Raw genomic sequence first — 21255 nt, forward strand, 5'->3', positions numbered from 1 at the left:
TTTTTATTATTAATGTAAATTAATAATAATAGTACTTCTTTGTTATTTTTTATTATAATAATCAATTAACTGTAATTATATGTAGTAAATAAGAGATTAAAATATATGTTACGAAGAGTTTTTATGACAAAATTTTGAAGAGTAACAGTTTATAATTTAAATACAAGGGGGGAGATTTGTATGGTAGTTTACATAGATATACTTATAATAGAAAACTTTATTGTAAATTTATTCTTACTGTTAATTACTATGAAGGTGTCTAGATATAAATACAATAAAACTATTTATTTTTCAGCTGCAATTGGAGCATTTTATACTATAGTATTATTCTTTGAAAATAGTATTTTAACATCTTTACCATTTAAACTTTTTGTAGTATTGATAATGATTTCAATCACAAGTAAAAGTTTTAAAATACTTAAGATTATAAAAGCTTCAATAACATTTTTAATTATGTCATTTACGTTAGCTGGATTTTGTTTTAGTTTTTCATTGATGGACAACCAATACAGTATTTTCGATTCTTTTGAAATAAGTAATTATTCTATGAAATATTTAATAATATCAATAATGATACTATACATAGCTATAGTTAGGGTAGTAGATCACTTAAGAGAAAGAGCTGTAATTAATAATTTCATATATGAAATTGAAATATCAGATGAAAAAAATACATTATTTATTAAAGGATTATTAGATACTGGAAATGCCTTAAGGGAACCTGTTACTAATTTACCTTGCATTATAATAGAAAATGATTTTTTGAATGGATTTAATATACAAAAGCATGAAGAATTTTATATTCCTTATAGCACCATTGGAGAAGAAGGAAATTTAAAGGGATTCAAAAGTGAAAAAGTAAGAATTCGTGGAGAAGATAAAGAGTGGAGAACTATAGAAGCTATAATTTGTAGCTGTAAAAATAAATTAAGTAAAGAAAATGAATTTAATGCATTATTATCAAGAGGAGTAATATAGGTGAGAATATGATGAGTTTAAGAGTATTAATAAATAGAATTTTACAAAAATTAAAAGTTTTTAAAAATGAAGTCCATTATGTGGGAGGAAATGACGCTCTTCCACCACCTTTAAAAAAAGAGGAGGAAGAAGAACTTGTAGAGAAACTTATACATGGTGATGAATCTATAAGAGATATATTAATTGAAAGAAACTTAAGATTAGTAGTGTATATAGCAAGAAAATTTGAAAATACAGGAGTATGCGTAGAAGATTTAATTTCTGTAGGGACTATTGGATTAATAAAGGCAGTTAACACTTTTAATCCAGAGAAAAAAATAAAATTAGCTACATATGCTTCTAGATGTATAGAAAATGAAATATTAATGTATTTAAGAAGAAATAGTAAAGTAAAAGCAGAGATATCTTTTTATGAACCATTAAATATTGATTGGGATGGTAACGAGCTTTTATTATCAGATATTTTAGGAACTGAAAATGATATTGTTTATAATTTGATTGAAGATGAAGTTGATAGACAGTTATTATTCCTAGCATTAAAGCATTTAAATGATAGGGAAAAAGAAATAGTTAAGCTAAGATTTGGTTTAAACGGTACTAGAGAAAAGACTCAAAAAGAAGTTGCGGATATGCTTGGAATATCGCAATCATATATTTCAAGGTTAGAAAAGAAAATAATAAATAGATTGAAAAAAGAAATCAATAAAATGATTTAGGTTGTCTTTAGTATAAAACTAATCACTCTCGGGGATACTTTTTAATGCAGTATGTTATTACTTCCGAAGGGGTTGATGAGCTTGATTATTAATAAAGTAGAAATATGTGGAGTGAATACTTCAAAACTACCTATATTAAAAGAAAAAGAAAAAAGAGAGTTACTTTTAAAAATGAGAGACGGAGATAAAGGTGCTAGAGAAACTTTTATTAAAGGTAATTTAAGATTGGTTTTAAGTGTTATACAAAGATTTAATAATAGAGGAGAAAATGTTGATGACTTATTCCAAGTTGGATGCATAGGATTAATGAAGGCAATAGATAACTTTGATTTAGGTCAAAATGTTAAGTTTTCAACTTATGCAGTACCAATGATAATAGGGGAAATAAGGAGATATTTAAGGGACAATAATTCAATAAGAGTAAGTAGATCTCTAAGAGATATAGCTTATAAAGCTCTATTAGTAAGAGATAGATTAATAAAAGAAAATAACAAAGAACCTACAGTTTCACAAATAGCTAAAGAACTTAATTTACCTAGGGAAGAAGTAGTATTTGCGTTAGATGCTATTCAGGATCCGGTATCTCTATTTGAGCCGATATATCACGATGGTGGAGATGCCATTTATGTTATGGATCAAATAAGTGACTCAAAAAATAGTGATGAAAGTTGGCTTGAAAATATATCTATAAAAGAAGCAATGAAAAAGTTAAATGATAGGGAAAAACTTATATTAACATTAAGGTTCTTTAATGGAAGAACTCAAATGGAAGTTGCTGATGAAATTGGAATATCTCAAGCTCAAGTTTCTAGATTAGAGAAAACTGCATTAAAGCATATGAGGAAATATGTATAGAGCTCTTTTAAGAGAGCTCTTTAAAAATAATAAAATGTGTACAGGCTATTAAATTTATATTGAATAAATTAAATCTTAAAGACATAAGAATATTTATTAGTATGAAGATTATTTAAGGAGGATTTTTAATGGGGTTGTTTGATAATATAAAAACTGAAAATGAAATGTATTCTGAAGTAGAAGATGACGATTTATTATTACATTCTTTAAATGCATTAAGAACTATGGAAGTAATAGATATTAAAACAGGATCAAAGATGGGATATATAAAAGATTTTGTTATTAATATAGAAGAAAGTAAGGTTATATCAATAATACTACCAGGAACAGCTAAGGGTTGGTTTAGTAAAGAAGAAGATTTAGAAATACCATGGAGTAAGGTAAAAAAAGCAGGTGTAGAAGTTATATTAGTTGATAGTGCTGATATAGAAGAATTTAATTTGTAAAATAATATCTAGTAAAATTCTAAAAAAATCTGTATAATCTATATATACTTAAGACAATAATTAGGAAAGGCGTGAATAAAATGAGATGTCCTTTTTGCTCTTTTGAAGAAAGTAAGGTAGTTGATTCTAGATCTACAGATGATAATACTACTATTAGAAGAAGAAGAGAATGTTTGAACTGTAATAAAAGATATACTACATATGAAAAGGTTGAAGATATTCCGATATTAGTTGTTAAGAGAGATTTAACAAGAGAAAATTTTAATAAGGAAAAGATAATAAATGGTCTAATTATAGCTTGTCAAAAAAGACCTATATCAAGAAAGCAAATAGAAGAGTTAGCAGAAGACATAGAAAAGGCTATTTCAAATAAGATGATAACAGAAGTTAACTCTAAAATCATTGGAGAAATGGTAATGGATAGACTTAAAAATTTAGATGAAATATCATATGTTAGATTTGCGTCTGTTTATAGACAGTTTAAGGATATAAATACTTTCTTAGAAGAAATTAAAAATTTAGTATCTAATGAATAAAAAGTTAACTTAAAATAGAATACTTCTATTTTAAGTTAACTTTTTTATGTTAAAAATAAGGTTAAAAGTAAGTTAAAACATAATCAATAAAGCAAAAAAAATAGAAAATATGTTTAATAAATGGTAAAATGTATTAAAACAAATTAAAGAGGTGACTACATGATAAACTTATCTGTAAGGGATTTTAAGTTGAAAAAAGATTTTTTAGTTTATGATTTAGGAAAAATAGAATTAGTTTTTTCAACAGCAGAAGAAGATAGAAGCTTTAATAGAAATACAGAGTATGGAATTAATAATTTGAGCAGTATAATAAAAGATTTTAATTTAAGTGATGTTGTTTATTTAAATCAAATCCATAGTGATAAAATTTACACTTATAATAAGGATTATATAAATATAAAAGATGAAGAAGGAGATGCTTTAATTACAAAAGAAAAAAATATAGCAATAGGAGTATTTACAGCAGATTGTGTACCTATAATTATAGTGAATGAGAAAAGTAATATAGTAGCAACCATTCATAGCGGTTGGAGGGGAACATTTAATTCAATAGCTTCAAAGACTTTATTAAAAATGAAGGACGAATTTAATATAGATACAAATGAAACTAAGGTTTTCATAGGGCCACATATAAGAAAATGTTGTTATGAAGTTTCAGAAGAATTAAAAGAAAAATTTATAGAAAAGATAAAGATAGATGAAGATAAATTATTCGATGGAAGATATCTAAGTATGCAAGAATGTATTCTAAAAGATTTAAGAGAATTTGGAATTAATGAAAATAATATATATTCATTAAATTTATGTACACATTGTGAGGAAAATGTAAAGTTATATTCATATAGAAAATCAGTAGGTACTTACGGAAGACTATTTTCATTTGCATTTATAAAATAGGGGGGATATTAATGGCAGAAGAAAAAATACTAGTAGTTGATGATGAGGATCATATAGTAGAACTTATAAGTTATAATTTAATAAATTCAGGCTATAAAGTTATAACTGCTAATAACGGAATAGATGCTGTTAAATTAGCAAAAGAAGAAAATCCAAGGCTTATGTTATTAGACTTAATGATTCCTGGATTAGATGGTTATGATGTTTGTAAAGCTATAAGAAGCGATAATGATACTAAAGATATATCAGTTATAATGTTAACAGCAAAAGGAGAAGAACTAGATAAAATATTAGGTCTTGAACTTGGAGCTGATGATTATATGACAAAACCATTTTCAATAAGAGAATTATTAGCAAGAATAAAAGCAGTTTTAAGAAGAACAAAGTCATTAGGGGGAAGCGAGGAGATATTTAAGACAAATGGAATCCTAATAAATTTTGAAAGGAGAGAAGTGCTTATATCTGATAAAAAAATAGATTTAACATTAAAGGAATTTGAATTGTTAGAAATATTAGTTAAAAATAGAGGGAAAATATTAACTAGAGAAACTCTTCTAGATAAAATATGGGGATATGAATATGTTGGAGAAACAAGAACTGTAGATGTTCATATTAGATATTTAAGAAAAAAGATAGAAGTAGATGATAAAAATCCAAAATTTATAGAAACTATAAGAGGAGTAGGATATAGGTTTAATCCTAATAACTAAATTATGAAGAAGAGAATATTAGCATCGTCATTAATAACTGTAATTTTTGCATTACTAATTGTAACATGCTCATTTATAGCATTAGTTAATATTAAAGAAATAGATAAAACTAAAGAAATTCTATCTGTTTATAATAATTTAGTAATAAAATCAAATAGCTTTAAAGATGGTAATTTAGATGATTTTAAAATAAGTAATGCAAAAGTAAGGTTTACTTTTGTAGATAGAGATGGAAATGTATTAAAAGATACTAGTAATGAAAATCTTGAAAATCATTTAAATAGGGATGAAATAGTTGAAGCTTTAAAAAATGGAGAGGCTTCTTCAACTAGATATAGCGAGACTCAAGCTACAAATGTGATTTACTATGCAACTAAGATAGATGATAATACATTAGTAAGATCTTCTGTACCTTTGTATACAATAAAGGTATTTTCTGAAAGTTATATTACATATTATTTTATAGTTATAGTATTTGTAATTCTATTATCCTTAGGGCTTTCTTTAAAACTAATTAGAGCTATAATTTATCCTGTTAAGGAGCTTGAAATTGCTACTAATAAAATTGCAAATGGTGACTATAGTAGAAGAGTAAGTATATATACAAATGATGAAATTGGTTCATTAGCAAATACTTTTAATAATATGGCAGATCAGTTGCAATCTAGAATTAGTGATTCATTAGATAAACAAAATAAGTTAGAAGCTATATTAGAAAGTATGGAAAGTGGAGTAATTGCAGTAGATAATAAGCAAAAGGTAATGCTTATTAATCCATATGCTAAAAATTTGTTTGGAATAAAAGAAGATATTATAGGAGAAAATATTTCAGAGTATATAATTGATTATGATATATTAAGCTTTATGAGGAATATTCCAGCAATAGAAATGAAGGAAATAAAACTTATTCATCCAATATTGAGAGAACTTAGAATTAAGAAAGCCCCTATAATAAATGATAAAAAAATACCAATAGGTGTAGTGATTACTGTTTTAGATATAACAGATATAAAAAGACTTGAAAATATAAGAAGTCAGTTTGTTGCAAATGTATCACATGAATTAAAAACACCTTTAACATCAATAAAAGGTTTTGCAGAAACACTTAAATTTGTAGAAGATTTACCTACTAGAAATAAATTTTTGGATATAATTGATAAAGAAGCAGAGAGATTAACAAATTTAATAAATGATATATTAATTCTTTCTAATATCGAAAATAACCATAAAATGAAAGAGGAAGAATTTAATCCAGCGAAGGTAATAGAAGATGTTATAAATATGGTTACTCCACAGATGAATAGTAAACAAATAGAAATAAATTTTTCAAGTAATGGTACAAATGAATTAAATGGAGATAGAGATAAATTCTTTCAAATGATATTGAATTTAGTTGAAAATGCTATAAAATACTCAAATGATAAAACTTTAATAAGTATTAGAACTTATGATATTAATGATTATACTTATATAGAAGTGGAGGATAATGGGATTGGGATACCTAAAGAAGACTTACCAAGAATATTTGAAAGATTTTATAGGGTTGATAAATCAAGAGCTAAGGGTGGTACTGGATTAGGATTAGCCATAGTAAAACATATAGCAAGAATGTTCAACGGAGAAATTTTTGTTAAGTCAACTTTAAATAAAGGAACTAAATTCACTATAAAGCTAAGAAAAAATATAAAAACAGATGATTTTATTTATTAAGAAGAAAAGGCTTTGCAAGCCTTTTCTTTTTTTGCGTATAGGTGCGTAGTACTGTTAATTTTTTTTAACAATCTCATAACTTTTCTTAACTTTGAACTAATATTTACTTAACTTTTAGGGATTAATATAAGTATGTAGAGAAAATTAATAAATATAGATGATTAAATTAAATTATTAATTGGAGGAGAATTTTATGAAAAGAAAGAGCTTAAAACTTATATGTGCAGCTTTATTAGTTACAGTGGTAGGAGGTGCTTTTGTTGGTTGTGGTAATGACAAAGCAAGTGGTGAAAGTGCTGGAGGAAAATCTACAACAATATCAATTTCTGGATCAACATCAGTTGGACCATTAATGGAGAAAATTGCAGAAAAGTATGAAAGCGATAATAGTAATGTTTCAATAGAAATAAATCAAGTAGGATCTTCAGCAGGAATAAAAGATGCTATAAATGGGGTATCTGAAATAGGAATGTCTTCAAGAGAACTAAAGACTGAAGAAGAAAAGGAAGTTAAGCCAACAGTTATAGCATATGATGGTATAGCAATAATAACTAATAAAAATAATCAAATTAAAAATATAACATTAGAACAAATAAAGGGAATATACACAGGAAAGATAACTAATTGGAAAGAAATTGAGGGCGGAAAAGATGCACCTATAGTTGTTGCTTCAAGAGAAGAAGGTTCAGGAACAAGAGATGCTTTCCAAGAAATAGTTGGATATAAATCAGAAGAATTAAAAACTGACGCAATGATTTCTAATGGAAATGGTGGATTAAAAGAAACAGTTATAGGAAATGAAAATGCAATAGGTTTTGTATCTTTTGAATACTTATATGATAAAGTGAATATTGTGAATGTTGAAAATGTAGAACCAAAAGCTGATTTAGTAAAATCAGGAGAATACAAGATTTCGAGACCATTCTTATTGGCAACTAAGGAAGGAAACTTAAGTGAAAATGGTCAAAAATTAATTGATTTTATCTTAAGTGATGAAGGTCAAACAATAGTCAAAGAAAATAAATTAATTCCAGTTAAATAACTTTGAGTTATTAAGAATGCTCATTATTGGGCATTCTTACTTTCATAGGAGAGGGTAAGCATGTTAAATGTAAAAAAAAACAACGATAGTAAATACTTAATAGAAAATATATCAAAATGCATATTTTTAGCAAGTGCTCTAATTGCAGTAATAAGTTTATTGTTAATTATATGTTTTGTATTCTATAAAGGGCTAACTCCTTTTATTAGCAAAGGATACTCTTTTAAAGATTTCTTATTTGGGACAAAATGGATTCCATCTTCAGATAAATTTGGAATATTGCCGATGGTACTAGCATCTATATTTGGTACTATGGGATCTTTGATAATAGGAGTGCCGATTGGAATACTTACAGCTATCTTTATAGCGGAAATTGCTCCAAAAAGGATTGGGAAAATAATATCAGGAGCTGTTGAGCTTTTAGCTGGAATTCCATCAGTTTTATATGGGGTGTTTGGATTGGCAGTAATAGTACCATGGATTATGGATACATTCAATTTACCAAAAGGGCAAAGTCTTTTAGCAATTATAATAGTTTTATCAGTTATGATGCTGCCAACAATAGTAACAGTTTCAGAAACTGCAATTAGAGCAGTTCCTAAATCATATAAGGAAGGTTCACTAGCACTTGGTGCTTCACATATAGAAACAACTTTTAAGGTTGTTGTACCTGCTGCAAAATCAGGTATTTTAGCTGCTGTTGTTCTTGGAATAGGTAGGGCAATTGGAGAAACTATGGCAATAATATTAGTAGCAGGAAACTCAGCTATAATTCCAAGTTCAATAATGGACTCTGTAAGGCCTTTAACTACTAATATTGCATTAGAAATGGGTTATGCATTTGGAACTCATCAAGAAATGCTATTTGCAACGGGAATTATATTATTCTTATTTATATTATTATTAAACTTAGTATTAAGCAAACTTTCTAATAAGGAAGGTAAATAGATATGAGAAAATTTAAAGAAAATTTACTGAAAGCATTAGTATGGATTTCTGCTGGACTTACAGTTGGAGTATTAGTATTTATATTAGGATTTATATTTTTAAAAGGCTATAAGCATATAAGTATAGATTTTCTGACTGAAAATTATTCGGCATCAGGTAATGGTGGTATTTTGCCTATGATAGTAGCTACTTTATATACAGTTTTTATATCTATAATAGTAGCAACACCAATAGGAATACTTGCAGCTATTTATTTAACAGAATATGCAAAACAAGGAAAAATAGTAAAGATAATAAGATTTGCAACGGAAAGTTTATCAGGAATTCCATCAATAGTATATGGACTATTTGGATCAATATTTTTTGTTGTAACTTTAAAACTAGGATATTCATTATTAGCTGGATCATTAACAGTGGCAATAATTATATTGCCAGTAATAATAAGAACAACAGAAGAAGCTTTAAAATCAGTTCCGCCATCATATAAGGAAGCATCATTAGGACTAGGAGCAACAAGGTTCCAAACTCTTTATAAGGTTATAGTGCCTAGTGCTATTCCGGGGATTTTAGTTGGAGTAATATTATCAGTTGGACGTGTAGTTGGAGAATCAGCTGCAATACTTTTAACTGCTGGTACTGTTGCTAAAATGCCTAAGGGAATACTGTCTAGTGCAAGAACACTAACAGTTCAATCATATTTAGTAACTCAGGAAGCTGGAAATATAGAGCAAGCTACTGCTGTTGGTATAGTGTTAATAGGGATAATATTAGCTTTAAATATTATAGCAAAGTTAATAACGAAGAAATTTAGTAAGGCAAATTACTAATAAGAATAAAAGCTAAGAGGTGTAAGTATGTCAAAGGAATTAATGCCTAAAATTAAAGTAAGAAATTTGAATTTATATTATGGTGATAATCAAGCATTAAAAAACATAAACATAGATTTAGAAGAAAACAAAGTAACAGCATTTATAGGACCTTCTGGATGTGGGAAATCAACATTTTTAAGAACATTAAATAGAATGAATGATTTAATAGATAATGTTAAAATAGATGGTGAAATACTAGTTGATGGAGAAGATATTTATAAAAGTAAAGATGTCATAGCGTTAAGAACAAAGGTAGGAATGGTTTTCCAAAAACCAAATCCTTTCCCTATGTCAATTTATGATAATATAGCATATGGCCCCAGGTTACATGGAGTAAAAGATAAAAAAACTTTAGATGAAATAGTTGAGAAAAGTTTAAAAGGCGCAGCGCTTTGGGATGAAGTAAAAGATAGACTCAAAAAAAGTGCTTTAGGTTTATCAGGAGGACAGCAACAAAGGCTTTGTATTGCTAGAACTATAGCAGTTTCACCAGAAATTATATTAATGGATGAGCCAACTTCTGCATTAGATCCTATTTCAACTAATAAAATGGAAGAATTGATGGAGGAATTAAAGAAGAAGTATACAGTAATTATAGTAACTCATAACATGCAACAAGCAGGAAGAATTGCTGATAAAACTGCATTTTTCTTAAATGGTGAAATAATAGAATATGCTGATACGGAGGATATATTCTATAAACCTAAGGATAAAAGGACAGAAGATTATATTACAGGAAGATTCGGCTAAAAATATATAAGAGGTGATTTGAAATGATGAGAGAAGTAATGAGTAACAAGATAAAATTGTTAAACTCAGAGCTTATAGAAATGGCTAGCTTGGTAGAAAAACAAATATATGACAGTATGACTGCACTCAAAGATCAAGATTTAGACTTAGCAAAGAAGGTTATGAAAAATGATGATAAGGTTGATGATCTTCAAAAAGAAATAGAAGAAAAATGCGTAAAATTTATGGCTACTGAATCACCAGTTGCAAGAGATTTAAGAAGTATATATACTACATCTAAAATAGTAACTGACCTTGAAAGAATGGCTGATTATGCAGTAGATATCTGTAAGATAGTTCCAAGAGTTAAAGGAGTAAATTTTTCAAATGAAATAGCACCAATTTGGCAAATAGTTGATATAATTATAAGCATGATAAAACTTGCAATTGAAGCCTATGTAAAGGGAGACGAAAAAGCTGCATATGAAATTTGTGATATGGATGATAGAGTAGATGAAATTTATCAAGGAATGTTTGAAATTGTATTAAAGAAAATGGGAAAAGATGAATCCATGATAAATCAAGGCACACAAATATTATTTGCATCTAAGTATTTAGAGAGAATTGGTGATCATGTAACTAATATATGTGAATGGATAATATTCTCTAAGAAAGGCAATTATGTTGATTTAAATGAATAGATAAAGAAAAACATCCCCTATAATGGGGATGTTTTCTGTTGACTTGAATTTATTATTAATGTAATATAACATCAAGTGATTATTATACTTAGGTGGAGTATGCTTAAGAGGAATGAAGCTCTCCATTTTAGGAATAAATTAACTAGTTATGGGTATTTAGGTTGATTTTTAATAAATATAATGTTAATTTAGATAAACTATAAGATAATTAAAAGACAATATTTTAAGATATTGAGGTGAAATATGAAAAATATAATTAAAAAAGTAGACCTTGGAAGTATTGCAGAAGAGGTTGGAATAGAAGTTAATGACGTATTATTATCAATTAATGGTACTCCTATAGATGATATTATAGATTATAAATTTTTAGCTGCGGACGAAGAAGTACTACTAGAAATTGAAAAACCTGATGGTGAAGTCTGGGAATATGAAATCGAAAAGGAATACGGAGAAAATTTAGGCCTTGAATTTGAAGGCGGAATAATGGATAAAGCTAAAAGTTGCTCTAACAAATGTATGTTTTGTTTTATAGATCAACTTCCTAAGGGAATGAGAAATTCTTTATATTTTAAAGATGATGATTCAAGATTATCATTTTTACAAGGTAACTTTGTTACTTTAACAAATATGAAAGATGAAGATATAGATAGGATAATAAGATATAAAATAAGTCCTATAAATATTTCAGTACATACAACAAATCCAGAGCTTAGAGTAAAGATGTTGAAAAACAGATTTGCAGGAGCTATAATGGATAGACTTAAAAAGCTTAGAGATGCAGAAATTGAAATGCATGCACAAATAGTGTGTATTCCAAATGTAAATAATGGCGAAGAATTAAGAAAAACTGTTCTTGATTTATATGAATTACATCCATTTGTGAAAAACGTAGCTGTTGTACCAATAGGAGTTACTAAGTTTAGAGAAAACCTACCTTATGTAGATACATTCACAAAAGAAACATCAAAAAATGAAATAATGATGATTCAAGATCTTCAAAAAAGATTTATTGAAGAAACAGGAGCACCATTTGTTAGATTATCAGATGAGTTTTATATAGTAGCTGGCTTAGATGTTCCAAATGAAGAGTTTTATTCAGAGTATGAGCAGCTAGAAGATGGTGTAGGAATGATAAGATACTATAGAGAAGTAGTACAAAGATCTGTAGAATTTTTAGATGAAAATTCAAAAGGAAGTTTTTCAATGGTAACTGGTGAGTTAGCTTACGACGAAATAAAAAAATCTGCAGAGCTTATAATGAAACATAATCCTAATATTCAAATAGATGTATATAAGATTACTAATAACTTCTTTGGTAATACTATAACAGTAGCAGGGCTTTTAACAGGAACTGATATAATAGATCAATTAAAAGGAAAGATAAAAACAGATTATTTAATTATGCCAAGTAATATGTTTAGAAAAGGATATGAGCTTGCACCTGCAGACATGATTATGTTAGATGATTTAAGAATTGAGGATGTAGAAAAAGCGTTAGGCGTTAAGGTGATAGTTTGTGATTATACAGGAGATGACCTTATTGACATAATAAATGCAAATTGTGAGGAGGAAAAATAATGGCTAAACCAATAGTTGCAATAGTTGGAAGACCCAATGTAGGTAAATCTACTCTATTTAATAAATTAGCTGGGCAAAGAATATCTATAGTTCAAGATACACCAGGGGTAACTAGAGATAGAGTATATGCTCAAGCAGAATGGCTTAACTATAATTTTACAATGATAGATACTGGTGGTATAGAACCAGAAAGAGAAGATATAATAGTTAAACAAATGAGAAGGCAAGCTAATATAGCTATAGAAACTGCCGATGTAATAATATTTGTTGTTGATGGTAAGGAAGGTCTAACTCCTGCCGATCATGAAGTAGCAAATATGCTTAGAAAAAGTAAAAAAGAAGTTGTTTTAGTAGTAAACAAAGTAGATTCTTTAAAAGAAGAAGAAAATGCATGGGAATTTTATAACTTAGGTATTGGAGACCCAGTAACTATTTCAGCTTCTCAAGCATTAGGTCTTGGAGATATGCTAGATAGAGTTGTTGAAAACTTTGATAAATTCAATGAAGAAGATGAAGAAGATGAATTTATAAGAATAGCTATGATAGGAAAACCTAATGTAGGAAAATCATCTTTAATAAATAGATTACTTGGAGAAGAAAGATTAATAGTTTCTGATATTCCTGGCACAACAAGAGATTCTATAGATAGTGCGTTAGAAACTGAACAAGGAAAGTTTATCCTAGTTGATACAGCTGGCCTTAGAAGAAAGAGCAAAGTTAAAGAAGAAATAGAAAGATATTCAGTAATTAGAACATATGCAGCTATTGAAAGAGCTGATGTATGTATTTTAATGATAGATGCCACTGAAGGTGTTACTGAACAAGATGAAAAAATAATAGGTTATGCGCATGAAATGAATAAAGCTATTATGGTTATAGTAAATAAGTGGGATTTAATCGAAAAAGATGATAAAACAATGCAAAGATATAAAGAAGAACTACAAATGAATCTTAAGTTCTTAAAGTATGCAAAATACTTATTTATATCAGCTAAGACAGGACAAAGAACACATAAGGTTCTAGAAACAGCTAAGGAATGCTATGATAATTACTCTAAGAGAATTCCTACAGGAATACTAAATGAAGTTATAAACAAAGCAGTTCTTATGAAGGAACCTCCAATAGTAGGACTTAAGAGAATGAAAATATACTATGCAACTCAAGTTGCAGCAAAGCCACCAAAGTTTATATTCTTCGTTAATGATTCAAGTGCATCTCATTTTTCGTATCAAAGATATCTTGAAAATCAATTAAGAGAAAGCTTTGACTTCAGTGGAACAGGTATTCAAATAGAATATAGGGAAAGGAAGGAATAAGCATGAGTAATGTGACTTTTTTAGGAGGAGGTAGTTTTGGTACCGCCTTAGGAATATTGTTAGCTAAAAAGGAAAATAAGGTTAGCATATACGATAGAGATAAAAATGTAGTTGATGATATAAATATAAATAGAAAAAATGATAAATATATTAAAGACCTACATATACCTGAAAATGTCACTGCTTATATTAATCTAGATGAAGCTATAAGAGGGGCAAATTATATAGTATTATCTGTTCCTTCACATGTGATAAGATCAATTGTAAAATCATTAAAGGGTAAAATAAATGATGATGTAATTATTGTAAGCATAGCTAAGGGAATTGAAGAAGGAAGTAATTTAAGATTATCTCAAGTTATTGAAGAGGAATTACCAAACAATAAAGTTGTAATATTATCTGGACCTAGTCATGCTGAAGAGGTTGCTTTCAATATTCCAACAACTGTAGTTGTTTCTTCTAAAAATTTAGAGGCTGCTAAAAAAGTCCAAGATTTATTTATTAATAAAAATTTCAGAGTATATACTAATGAAGATTTAGTAGGTGTTGAAATAGGTGGTGCAGTTAAAAATATAATTGCATTGGCAGCAGGAGTTTGTGATGGTATTGGATATGGAGATAACTCAAAAGCAGCTCTTATGACAAGGGGAATGGCTGAAATAGTTAGAGTTGGAATGAAACTTGGAGGAAAGCCTGAGACGTTCCTTGGACTAACGGGTATGGGAGATCTTATAGTAACTTGTACTAGTCTTCACTCTAGAAATAGGAAGGCAGGATATTTAATAGGTAAGGGAAAAACAACTGAGGAAGCTATTGAAGAAGTTGGAATGGTTGTTGAGGGTATTAAAGCATGTAAGGCTTTTTATGAATTAAAAGAAAGTCTAAATGTTGAAATGCCTATAACAGATATTTTATATAGAATTTTATTTAAAAATAAAAATCCTAAGGATGCCGTTATAGATTTAATGGAAAGAGAAAGAAAAAGCGAAATATACTAATACAAAAGGAGAAGTAAACTTTACTTCTCCTTTTGTATTAGTAATAATTTCTAGCTATAGATAATATATTATTATATATGTAGTTGAGAAGAAGTGTAAAATTTTTAAAAAAGTTGTATACTTTTTTACTCTCTCGAATATATATATAGTGTTAAAAATAAATAGGAGGTTACACCGTGGACAGCTTTAATATATACAAGGATATAGCTGAAAGAACACAAGGAGACATATATGTAGGTGTTGTTGGTCCGGTTAGAACAGGTAAGTCAACATTTATAAAAAAATTTATGGACCTTATGGTAATACCAAAGATTGATAATAATTATAAGAAGGAAAGAGCAAAAGATGAACTGCCTCAAAGTGGATCAGGGAAAGGCATTCATACAACAGAACCAAAATTTATTCCAAATGAGGCTGTAGAAATTACTATTGATGAAGACATAAAATTTAAGGTTAGAATGGTTGATTGCGTTGGTTATATAGTAAAAGGTGCAGTAGGATATATGGATGGGGACCAAGCTAAAATGGTAAATACTCCATGGTATGAATACGAAATTCCTTTTGAAGATGCAGCAGAAATAGGTACTAGAAAAGTAATAACAGATCATTCTACAATAGGCCTTGTAGTAACCACTGATGGAAGTATTACAGGGATAGAAAGAGATGAGTACTTAGAAGCAGAGGAAAGAGTAATAGAAGAATTAAAGGCAATAAATAAGCCTTTTATAGTTGTACTTAATACGAAATATGTTAATGCTCCAGAAACAAGAGCAATGAAGAAAGACTTAGAAGAAAAATATGATGTTCCAGTTCAAGTTATGGATGTAGCTAATATGAACGAAAATGATGTAGAAGATGTATTTAAACATGTACTTAAAGAATTCCCAGTTAAAGAAATTAATATTGAAATGCCAAGTTGGGTTGAAAGGTTAGAGCCAGAGAATTGGCTAAAAAAGAATTTCTTTAGTATAGTTAAAGGAATGTGTGAAAACATAAGTAGAGTTAGAGATATAAGGACTACATTAGATTTATTAAAGGAAGAAGAAAATCTAGCTCCGACAGAAATGAGTTCAGTTAATTTGGGTGAAGGTAAGGCAACAATTACTATGAAGCCTAAAGATGGAATATTCTATAACATATTAAGTGAAATTTGTGATTTAGATGTTAAGTCAGAAAGTGATTTATTATCATTAATAAAAGATCTTAACTTTGCTAAAAAAGAATATGATAAGGTAAAAGATGCATTAATTGATGTGCGTGAAACAGGATATGGTTTAGTTGCACCTCAATTATCAGAAATGAAGTTTGAAGAACCTGAAATGGTTAAACAAGGAACAAAGTTTGGGGTTAAATTAAAAGCATCTGCACCATCGTTACATTTTATTAAAGCTAATATAAAAACTGAGATAAGTCCTATAATGGGCTCAGAAAAAGAAAGTGAAGAGCTTGTAAAATCTTTAATGGAACAATTTGAAAAGGATCCGGCATCATTATGGCAAAGTAATATGTTTGGTAAGCCATTAGAAGTATTAATTAAAGAAGGATTACAAAACAAACTATATAAGATGCCTGATGATGTTCAAGTAAAAATTCAAAAAACTCTTCAAAAAATAATAAATGAAGGTAGTGGCGGATTAATCTGCATAATACTATAATGGATGAAGACTAGTCTTTTTTAGACTAGTCTCTTCCTTTTTAGCCCTCAATTTTTAATATTAGTAAATTTATACGATCTTAATGAATAATATATTATTAAGAGATGTTTTAAAATTTAAGCTCATATACACAAAACAGAATTGAGGGATAAATATGGAAGACAGATTTTGTACCTATAAGAGAGTTGGATATTTTAAAGAAAGAATGGCAAAAAACTTAGGGGTAAAATTTACAGGCACCATTTATGCATCCCCAGGGGTAATAAAGCATATTAAAAAAAGACATGGAAAACATTTGAGTAAAAAGATAGCTGGTAATTTAATAGAATATATGAGAGAAATAATTGAGGAGCCAGACTATATAGGGCTATATAAGCTAACTGAAAATGGAACTCATATTGAACTAATTAAAAAAGTAGATTTGAATATACTAATAGGTATAGATATAGATAACGAGAGAGATTATATATATGTGTCTACTATGTATCCTATAAGCGAAGGAAAGATAAATAATAAATTATATAGTGGAAAGCTAATAAGGTGGAGATAGAAATAAAAGTTGAAACATTTTAATATAAAAGTTATAATATGTATATTGGCTTAAAATAAAATGGTTATTGAGGTGAGAAATGGCTCCTCATGCGCTGGATTTCAGTAATAAGAGATGTAGGATACGCCGACCTACCAATAATCAACTTTTACAATTTTTAAACTTTTGGGTATACCAAGAGTTTTTATTTTATAATTAACTTTAGGAGGAAACTATGAAAAAAGTAGCAGTAGTTTTTAATGGTGGAACCATATCTATGAAGGTTGATGAAAGAATTAAGGCCGCTGTTCCAAGCTTGACAGGTGAAGAAATAATGTCAATGGTAACTGGAATAGAGGAATTCGCAGAAGTGGAATCTCATAGCTTTTCTAGCAAGCCTTCTCCACATATGACTATACAAAATATGTTAGAGCTTAGTAAATTTATAAAAGGATTAATAGATAGAGAAGATATAGATGGTGTAGTTTTAACTCACGGGACTGATACTTTAGAAGAAACAGCGTATTTTTTAGATTTAACTATAGATACAGAAAAGGTTATAGTTGTTACTGGAGCAATGAGAAGTAGTTCAGAGCTTGGTTATGATGGTCCTTTTAATCTAGCAACTTCTATTTGTACAGCAATTTCAGAGGATGCTAAAGGTAGGGGTGTATTAGTTTGTTTTAATGGAGAGTTAAATTCAGCAGCTGAAGTAACTAAGGCAAATTCTATGGCACTTAATGCTTTTAAGACACCTAATTTCGGACCAATAGGTATAGTAGATAATAATAAAGTTTTATTTTATAGAAATACAAAAAAACATAGAGTTTATCATGTAGAAAATATGATTGATAAAGTTGCACTGATAAAATGCGTTGCTGGAATGGGATCAGATTATATAAATTATTTTATAGATAATGAATATAAGGGGATAGTAATTGAGGCTTTAGGAAGAGGAAATGTTCCACCTACTATGGTTGACGGAATAAAAAGAGCTTTAGATAAAAATATACCAGTAGTTATTGTATCGAGATGTTTTGAAGGAAGAGTTTATGAATCATATGGATATGAAGGTGGCGGAAAGATGCTTAAGGATTTAGGAGTGTTCTTTGAAGAAAGTATGCCAGGACAAAAGGCAAGAATTAAGCTTATAGTAGCTCTTTCCAGTAAAAAATCAATTGACATAAGAGAATCGTTTAAAAATAATACGAATTTTAATTAAATTTAAAATAAATTTGTGCGTATATATTGACAAAGTTTGGGTTAAAATTTATAATAATATTCGTAAAGAAGATAACTCATATAATATTGACGATAAGGGTCAAAAGTTTCTACCGAGATGCCGTAAATATCTTGACTATGAGTAAATGCTAACATAATTATATTAGATATATAATTATGTTAGCATTTAGCGGAAGCCGCTATGAGTTATCTATTCGATAAATTCATAGCGGCTTTTGTTGTATAAAAATATTAGGGGGATTAGTAATGAAAAACTCATCAAAAACACAAGGATTATTGCCTATATTAGCAAATCAAAATGTGAATTTTAAAAGAGAAATAGTGGCAGGTATTACTACTTTCTTAACAATGGCTTATATAATAGCGGTAAATCCTAATATATTATCAGCAACAGGAATGCCGGCAGGAGCTTTAGTTACTGCAACTTGCTTAACAGCAGCTATTGGATGTATATTAATGGGTGTATTTGCAAACTTACCTTTTGCACTGGCATCTGGAATGGGACTTAACGCATTTTTTGCTTTTTCAGTTGTAATAGGAATGGGAATATCTTGGGAAATGGCTTTAACAGCAGTGTTTATAGAAGGAATTATATTTATATTATTATCTTTATTTAAGATTAGAGAAGCAGTTGTAAATGCCATACCAATGACAATGAAACACGCAGTTACTGCGGGAATAGGGATTTTTATAGCATTTATAGGAATGGTTGGAGCAGGGTTAGTAATAAATGATGACTCCACACTAGTTAAAATGGGTCATTTTTCACCGACAGTTGTAATTGCTTTAATTGGTGTTGTTATAATCGCAGTTTTAGATAAAAAGAAAATAAAAGGATCTATATTATTTGGAATACTGACAAGTACATTATTGGCATGGGGATATGCATTAATAAATCCAGAAGTAGCAGCAAATCTTGGAATATATCTTCCAGAAGGATTATTTAAATTTGAAAGTATAGCACCAATAGCAGGTAAATTAGACTTTTCACATTTAACAAATACAGAAACAATAGGTGGATTTATAGTTGTAATATGCACTTTCTTATTCGTTGATTTCTTTGATACAGTTGGTACTTTAGTAGGTGTATCATCAAGAGCAAATATGCTAGATGAAAATGGAAATGTTCCTAATGCGGGTAGAGCTTTATTGGTAGATGCTGTTTCAACAACGATAGGAGCAGCAATGGGAGTATCAACTGTTACAACATATGTAGAAAGCTCAACAGGAGTTGCAGCAGGTGGAAGAACAGGATATACATCAATAACTACTGGAATATTATTTTTACTTGCAATGTTCTTTTCACCAGTATTTATAGCTATACCATCATGTGCTACTGCACCAGCATTAATTTATGTAGGATATTTAATGCTTGGAGCTGTGAAGAATATTGAGTTTGATAACATAACTGAAGGTGTACCAGCTTTCTTAACAGTAACAACTATGGCTTTAACGTATAGCATTGGTGATGGCTTAACTATAGGAATATTATCATATGTAATTATTAATTTAATTTATAACTTATTATGTAAAGATAAAGAAGATAGAACTAAGGTATCAGCAGTTATGATAGTACTTGCAATACTATTCATAATTAAGTTAGCTTTTCTATAAAATAAAGATAATTTATATTTAAATTTATATAAATTATAAAGAGGTAACTCTTTTGTATTAGTAAATCCCGGAAAAGAAGTAGATTTAATTCTACTTCTTTTTTTGAGTTATAAAAAATAATATGTTAACAATTTGTGAACATATTATTGACAGTTAGGTAAAATATAAATTAATATTAATATATTCTTATATTCTTAGGAAGTTAAAATAATATAAGGTTAAAAAAGTTTATATTAATCTATAATTATATATATAAATATATTCATAAAATTTATACTAAAATAGGCTATGGAGGCATATATGGTTAAAAGTATGACTAGTTTTGGTAGAGCTAGTAGTGAAGAAGGAAATAAATATTTATTTTCGGTCGAAATGAAAAGTGTAAATAGTAGATATTTGGACGTTAATGTAAGGCTACCTAAAAGCATAGTTTCTTTAGAAGAAGAAATTAGAAAATTAATAAACTCAAAGCTTTTTAGAGGAAAGGTAGATGTTTTTATTAACCAAAAAAGTTATTCTGGAGGAGAAGGAATAGCTAAATTGAATTTGAGACTTGCAGAAAGTTATTATAATTGTTTAAAAGAAATAGAAGAAAATCTTAATTTGAAAAATGATATTACAGTTACTCAAATAGCAAGATTTTCAGATGTTATAACAATTGTTGAAGAAGAAGATTCAATAGAAGAGATTTGGGAAGCTATTAAGCCACTTATAAATTCATCTTTATCAATGATGGATGAAATGAGAATAATTGAGGGTGAGAAGCTTAAAGAAGATATTCTACAAAAATTAAATGATATAGAATCTTTAGTTTATGAAATAGATAAAATAGCAGATACAGTACCAAGTACATATAAAAAGAAGCTAGAGTTAAAACTGAAAGATTTACTTGATGGTATAGAAATAGATGAGGCGAGAATAGCACAAGAAATAGCTATAATAGCAGATAAGTCAGCAGTAGATGAAGAAATCATTAGACTAAAAAGTCATTTAAGTCAAATGAGAAAAGCCTTTGAAGAAGGTGGGCAAATTGGAAGAAAACTTGATTTTATAATTCAAGAAATGAACAGAGAAGCTAATACTATTGCTTCTAAATCTAGTGATATGAATATGACAAATTATGTCATTAACATAAAAAACTTAATTGAAAAAATAAGAGAACAATCGCAAAATATAGAATAACTAG

General features: G+C 28.5%; 21 protein-coding genes and 1 riboswitch. All 21 genes read left to right on the forward strand.

Annotated features, from left to right (window positions below):
* The first annotated feature begins 180 nt into the window (after nucleotides 1-180).
* Nucleotides 181-978, forward strand: a complete 798-nt coding sequence (gene spoIIGA / locus CSBG_RS07120) for a sigma-E processing peptidase SpoIIGA (RefSeq protein WP_008678293.1) — start codon at nucleotides 181-183, stop codon at nucleotides 976-978.
* A gap of 8 nt (nucleotides 979-986) precedes the next feature.
* Nucleotides 987-1694: an RNA polymerase sporulation sigma factor SigE gene (sigE, locus tag CSBG_RS07125; protein WP_008678294.1), complete on the forward strand. Its 708-nt coding sequence runs from the start codon at nucleotides 987-989 to the stop codon at nucleotides 1692-1694.
* Nucleotides 1695-1775: 81 nt separating this feature from the next.
* A complete protein-coding gene (gene sigG / locus CSBG_RS07130; RefSeq protein WP_035285139.1) occupies nucleotides 1776-2549 on the forward strand; it encodes an RNA polymerase sporulation sigma factor SigG in 774 nt (257 codons plus the stop codon).
* A gap of 128 nt (nucleotides 2550-2677) precedes the next feature.
* Nucleotides 2678-2995 carry a YlmC/YmxH family sporulation protein gene (locus CSBG_RS07135; RefSeq protein ID WP_008678296.1) on the forward strand — a complete coding sequence of 106 codons (318 nt, stop codon included), beginning with the start codon at nucleotides 2678-2680 and terminating at the stop codon, nucleotides 2993-2995.
* A gap of 80 nt (nucleotides 2996-3075) precedes the next feature.
* Nucleotides 3076-3531 carry a transcriptional regulator NrdR gene (gene nrdR, locus CSBG_RS07140; protein ID WP_008678297.1) on the forward strand — a complete coding sequence of 152 codons (456 nt, stop codon included), beginning with the start codon at nucleotides 3076-3078 and terminating at the stop codon, nucleotides 3529-3531.
* A gap of 159 nt (nucleotides 3532-3690) precedes the next feature.
* The gene (gene pgeF, locus CSBG_RS07145) at nucleotides 3691-4428 is read left to right on the forward strand and encodes a peptidoglycan editing factor PgeF (RefSeq protein WP_008678298.1); all 738 of its coding nucleotides are present in this window, start codon (nucleotides 3691-3693) and stop codon (nucleotides 4426-4428) included.
* An 11-nt stretch (nucleotides 4429-4439) separates the two neighbouring features.
* Nucleotides 4440-5138: a response regulator transcription factor gene (locus CSBG_RS07150; RefSeq protein ID WP_008678299.1), complete on the forward strand. Its 699-nt coding sequence runs from the start codon at nucleotides 4440-4442 to the stop codon at nucleotides 5136-5138.
* A 3-nt stretch (nucleotides 5139-5141) separates the two neighbouring features.
* Nucleotides 5142-6848 (forward strand): ATP-binding protein, encoded by a 1707-nt coding sequence (locus tag CSBG_RS07155; RefSeq protein ID WP_008678300.1) that lies wholly within the window; start codon nucleotides 5142-5144, stop codon nucleotides 6846-6848.
* A gap of 193 nt (nucleotides 6849-7041) precedes the next feature.
* Nucleotides 7042-7890 (forward strand): phosphate ABC transporter substrate-binding protein, encoded by an 849-nt coding sequence (locus tag CSBG_RS07160; RefSeq protein ID WP_008678301.1) that lies wholly within the window; start codon nucleotides 7042-7044, stop codon nucleotides 7888-7890.
* 60 nt (nucleotides 7891-7950) lie between these two features.
* Nucleotides 7951-8838, forward strand: coding sequence for a phosphate ABC transporter permease subunit PstC (gene pstC / locus CSBG_RS07165; protein ID WP_035285141.1), 888 nt, complete (start codon nucleotides 7951-7953; stop codon nucleotides 8836-8838).
* Nucleotides 8839-8840: 2 nt separating this feature from the next.
* Entirely contained in the window at nucleotides 8841-9665 is an 825-nt protein-coding gene (gene pstA, locus CSBG_RS07170; RefSeq protein ID WP_035285143.1) for a phosphate ABC transporter permease PstA, read from the forward strand.
* Between the two features lie 42 nt (nucleotides 9666-9707).
* Nucleotides 9708-10457 carry a phosphate ABC transporter ATP-binding protein PstB gene (gene pstB / locus CSBG_RS07175; protein WP_035285730.1) on the forward strand — a complete coding sequence of 250 codons (750 nt, stop codon included), beginning with the start codon at nucleotides 9708-9710 and terminating at the stop codon, nucleotides 10455-10457.
* A 23-nt stretch (nucleotides 10458-10480) separates the two neighbouring features.
* On the forward strand, nucleotides 10481-11137 hold the full coding sequence (gene phoU, locus CSBG_RS07180; RefSeq protein WP_008678303.1) for a phosphate signaling complex protein PhoU: 657 nt from the start codon (nucleotides 10481-10483) through the stop codon (nucleotides 11135-11137).
* Between the two features lie 243 nt (nucleotides 11138-11380).
* The gene (locus CSBG_RS07185; RefSeq protein ID WP_008678304.1) at nucleotides 11381-12715 is read left to right on the forward strand and encodes a DUF512 domain-containing protein; all 1335 of its coding nucleotides are present in this window, start codon (nucleotides 11381-11383) and stop codon (nucleotides 12713-12715) included.
* On the forward strand, nucleotides 12715-14031 hold the full coding sequence (der, locus tag CSBG_RS07190) for a ribosome biogenesis GTPase Der (RefSeq protein WP_008678305.1): 1317 nt from the start codon (nucleotides 12715-12717) through the stop codon (nucleotides 14029-14031). Before CSBG_RS07185 ends, der begins: the two co-directional genes overlap by 1 nt.
* A 2-nt stretch (nucleotides 14032-14033) precedes the next feature.
* Nucleotides 14034-15029, forward strand: coding sequence for an NAD(P)H-dependent glycerol-3-phosphate dehydrogenase (locus CSBG_RS07195; RefSeq protein WP_008678306.1), 996 nt, complete (start codon nucleotides 14034-14036; stop codon nucleotides 15027-15029).
* Nucleotides 15030-15205: 176 nt separating this feature from the next.
* A complete protein-coding gene (gene spoIVA, locus CSBG_RS07200) occupies nucleotides 15206-16684 on the forward strand; it encodes a stage IV sporulation protein A (protein ID WP_008678307.1) in 1479 nt (492 codons plus the stop codon).
* 154 nt (nucleotides 16685-16838) lie between these two features.
* Nucleotides 16839-17234, forward strand: coding sequence for a PBECR2 nuclease fold domain-containing protein (locus tag CSBG_RS07205; RefSeq protein ID WP_008678308.1), 396 nt, complete (start codon nucleotides 16839-16841; stop codon nucleotides 17232-17234).
* Between the two features lie 214 nt (nucleotides 17235-17448).
* Entirely contained in the window at nucleotides 17449-18435 is a 987-nt protein-coding gene (locus CSBG_RS07210; RefSeq protein ID WP_008678309.1) for an asparaginase, read from the forward strand.
* Nucleotides 18436-18491: 56 nt separating this feature from the next.
* Nucleotides 18492-18593: riboswitch (purine riboswitch) on the forward strand.
* 108 nt (nucleotides 18594-18701) lie between these two features.
* Nucleotides 18702-20069: an NCS2 family permease gene (locus tag CSBG_RS07215; protein ID WP_008678311.1), complete on the forward strand. Its 1368-nt coding sequence runs from the start codon at nucleotides 18702-18704 to the stop codon at nucleotides 20067-20069.
* Nucleotides 20070-20369: 300 nt separating this feature from the next.
* A complete protein-coding gene (locus CSBG_RS07220) occupies nucleotides 20370-21251 on the forward strand; it encodes a YicC/YloC family endoribonuclease (RefSeq protein ID WP_008678313.1) in 882 nt (293 codons plus the stop codon).
* Nucleotides 21252-21255 lie beyond the last annotated feature (4 nt).

Origin of the sequence: Clostridium sp. 7_2_43FAA (genome assembly GCF_000158375.2) — a bacterium.
Lineage (GTDB): Bacteria > Bacillota > Clostridia > Clostridiales > Clostridiaceae > Clostridium > Clostridium tertium.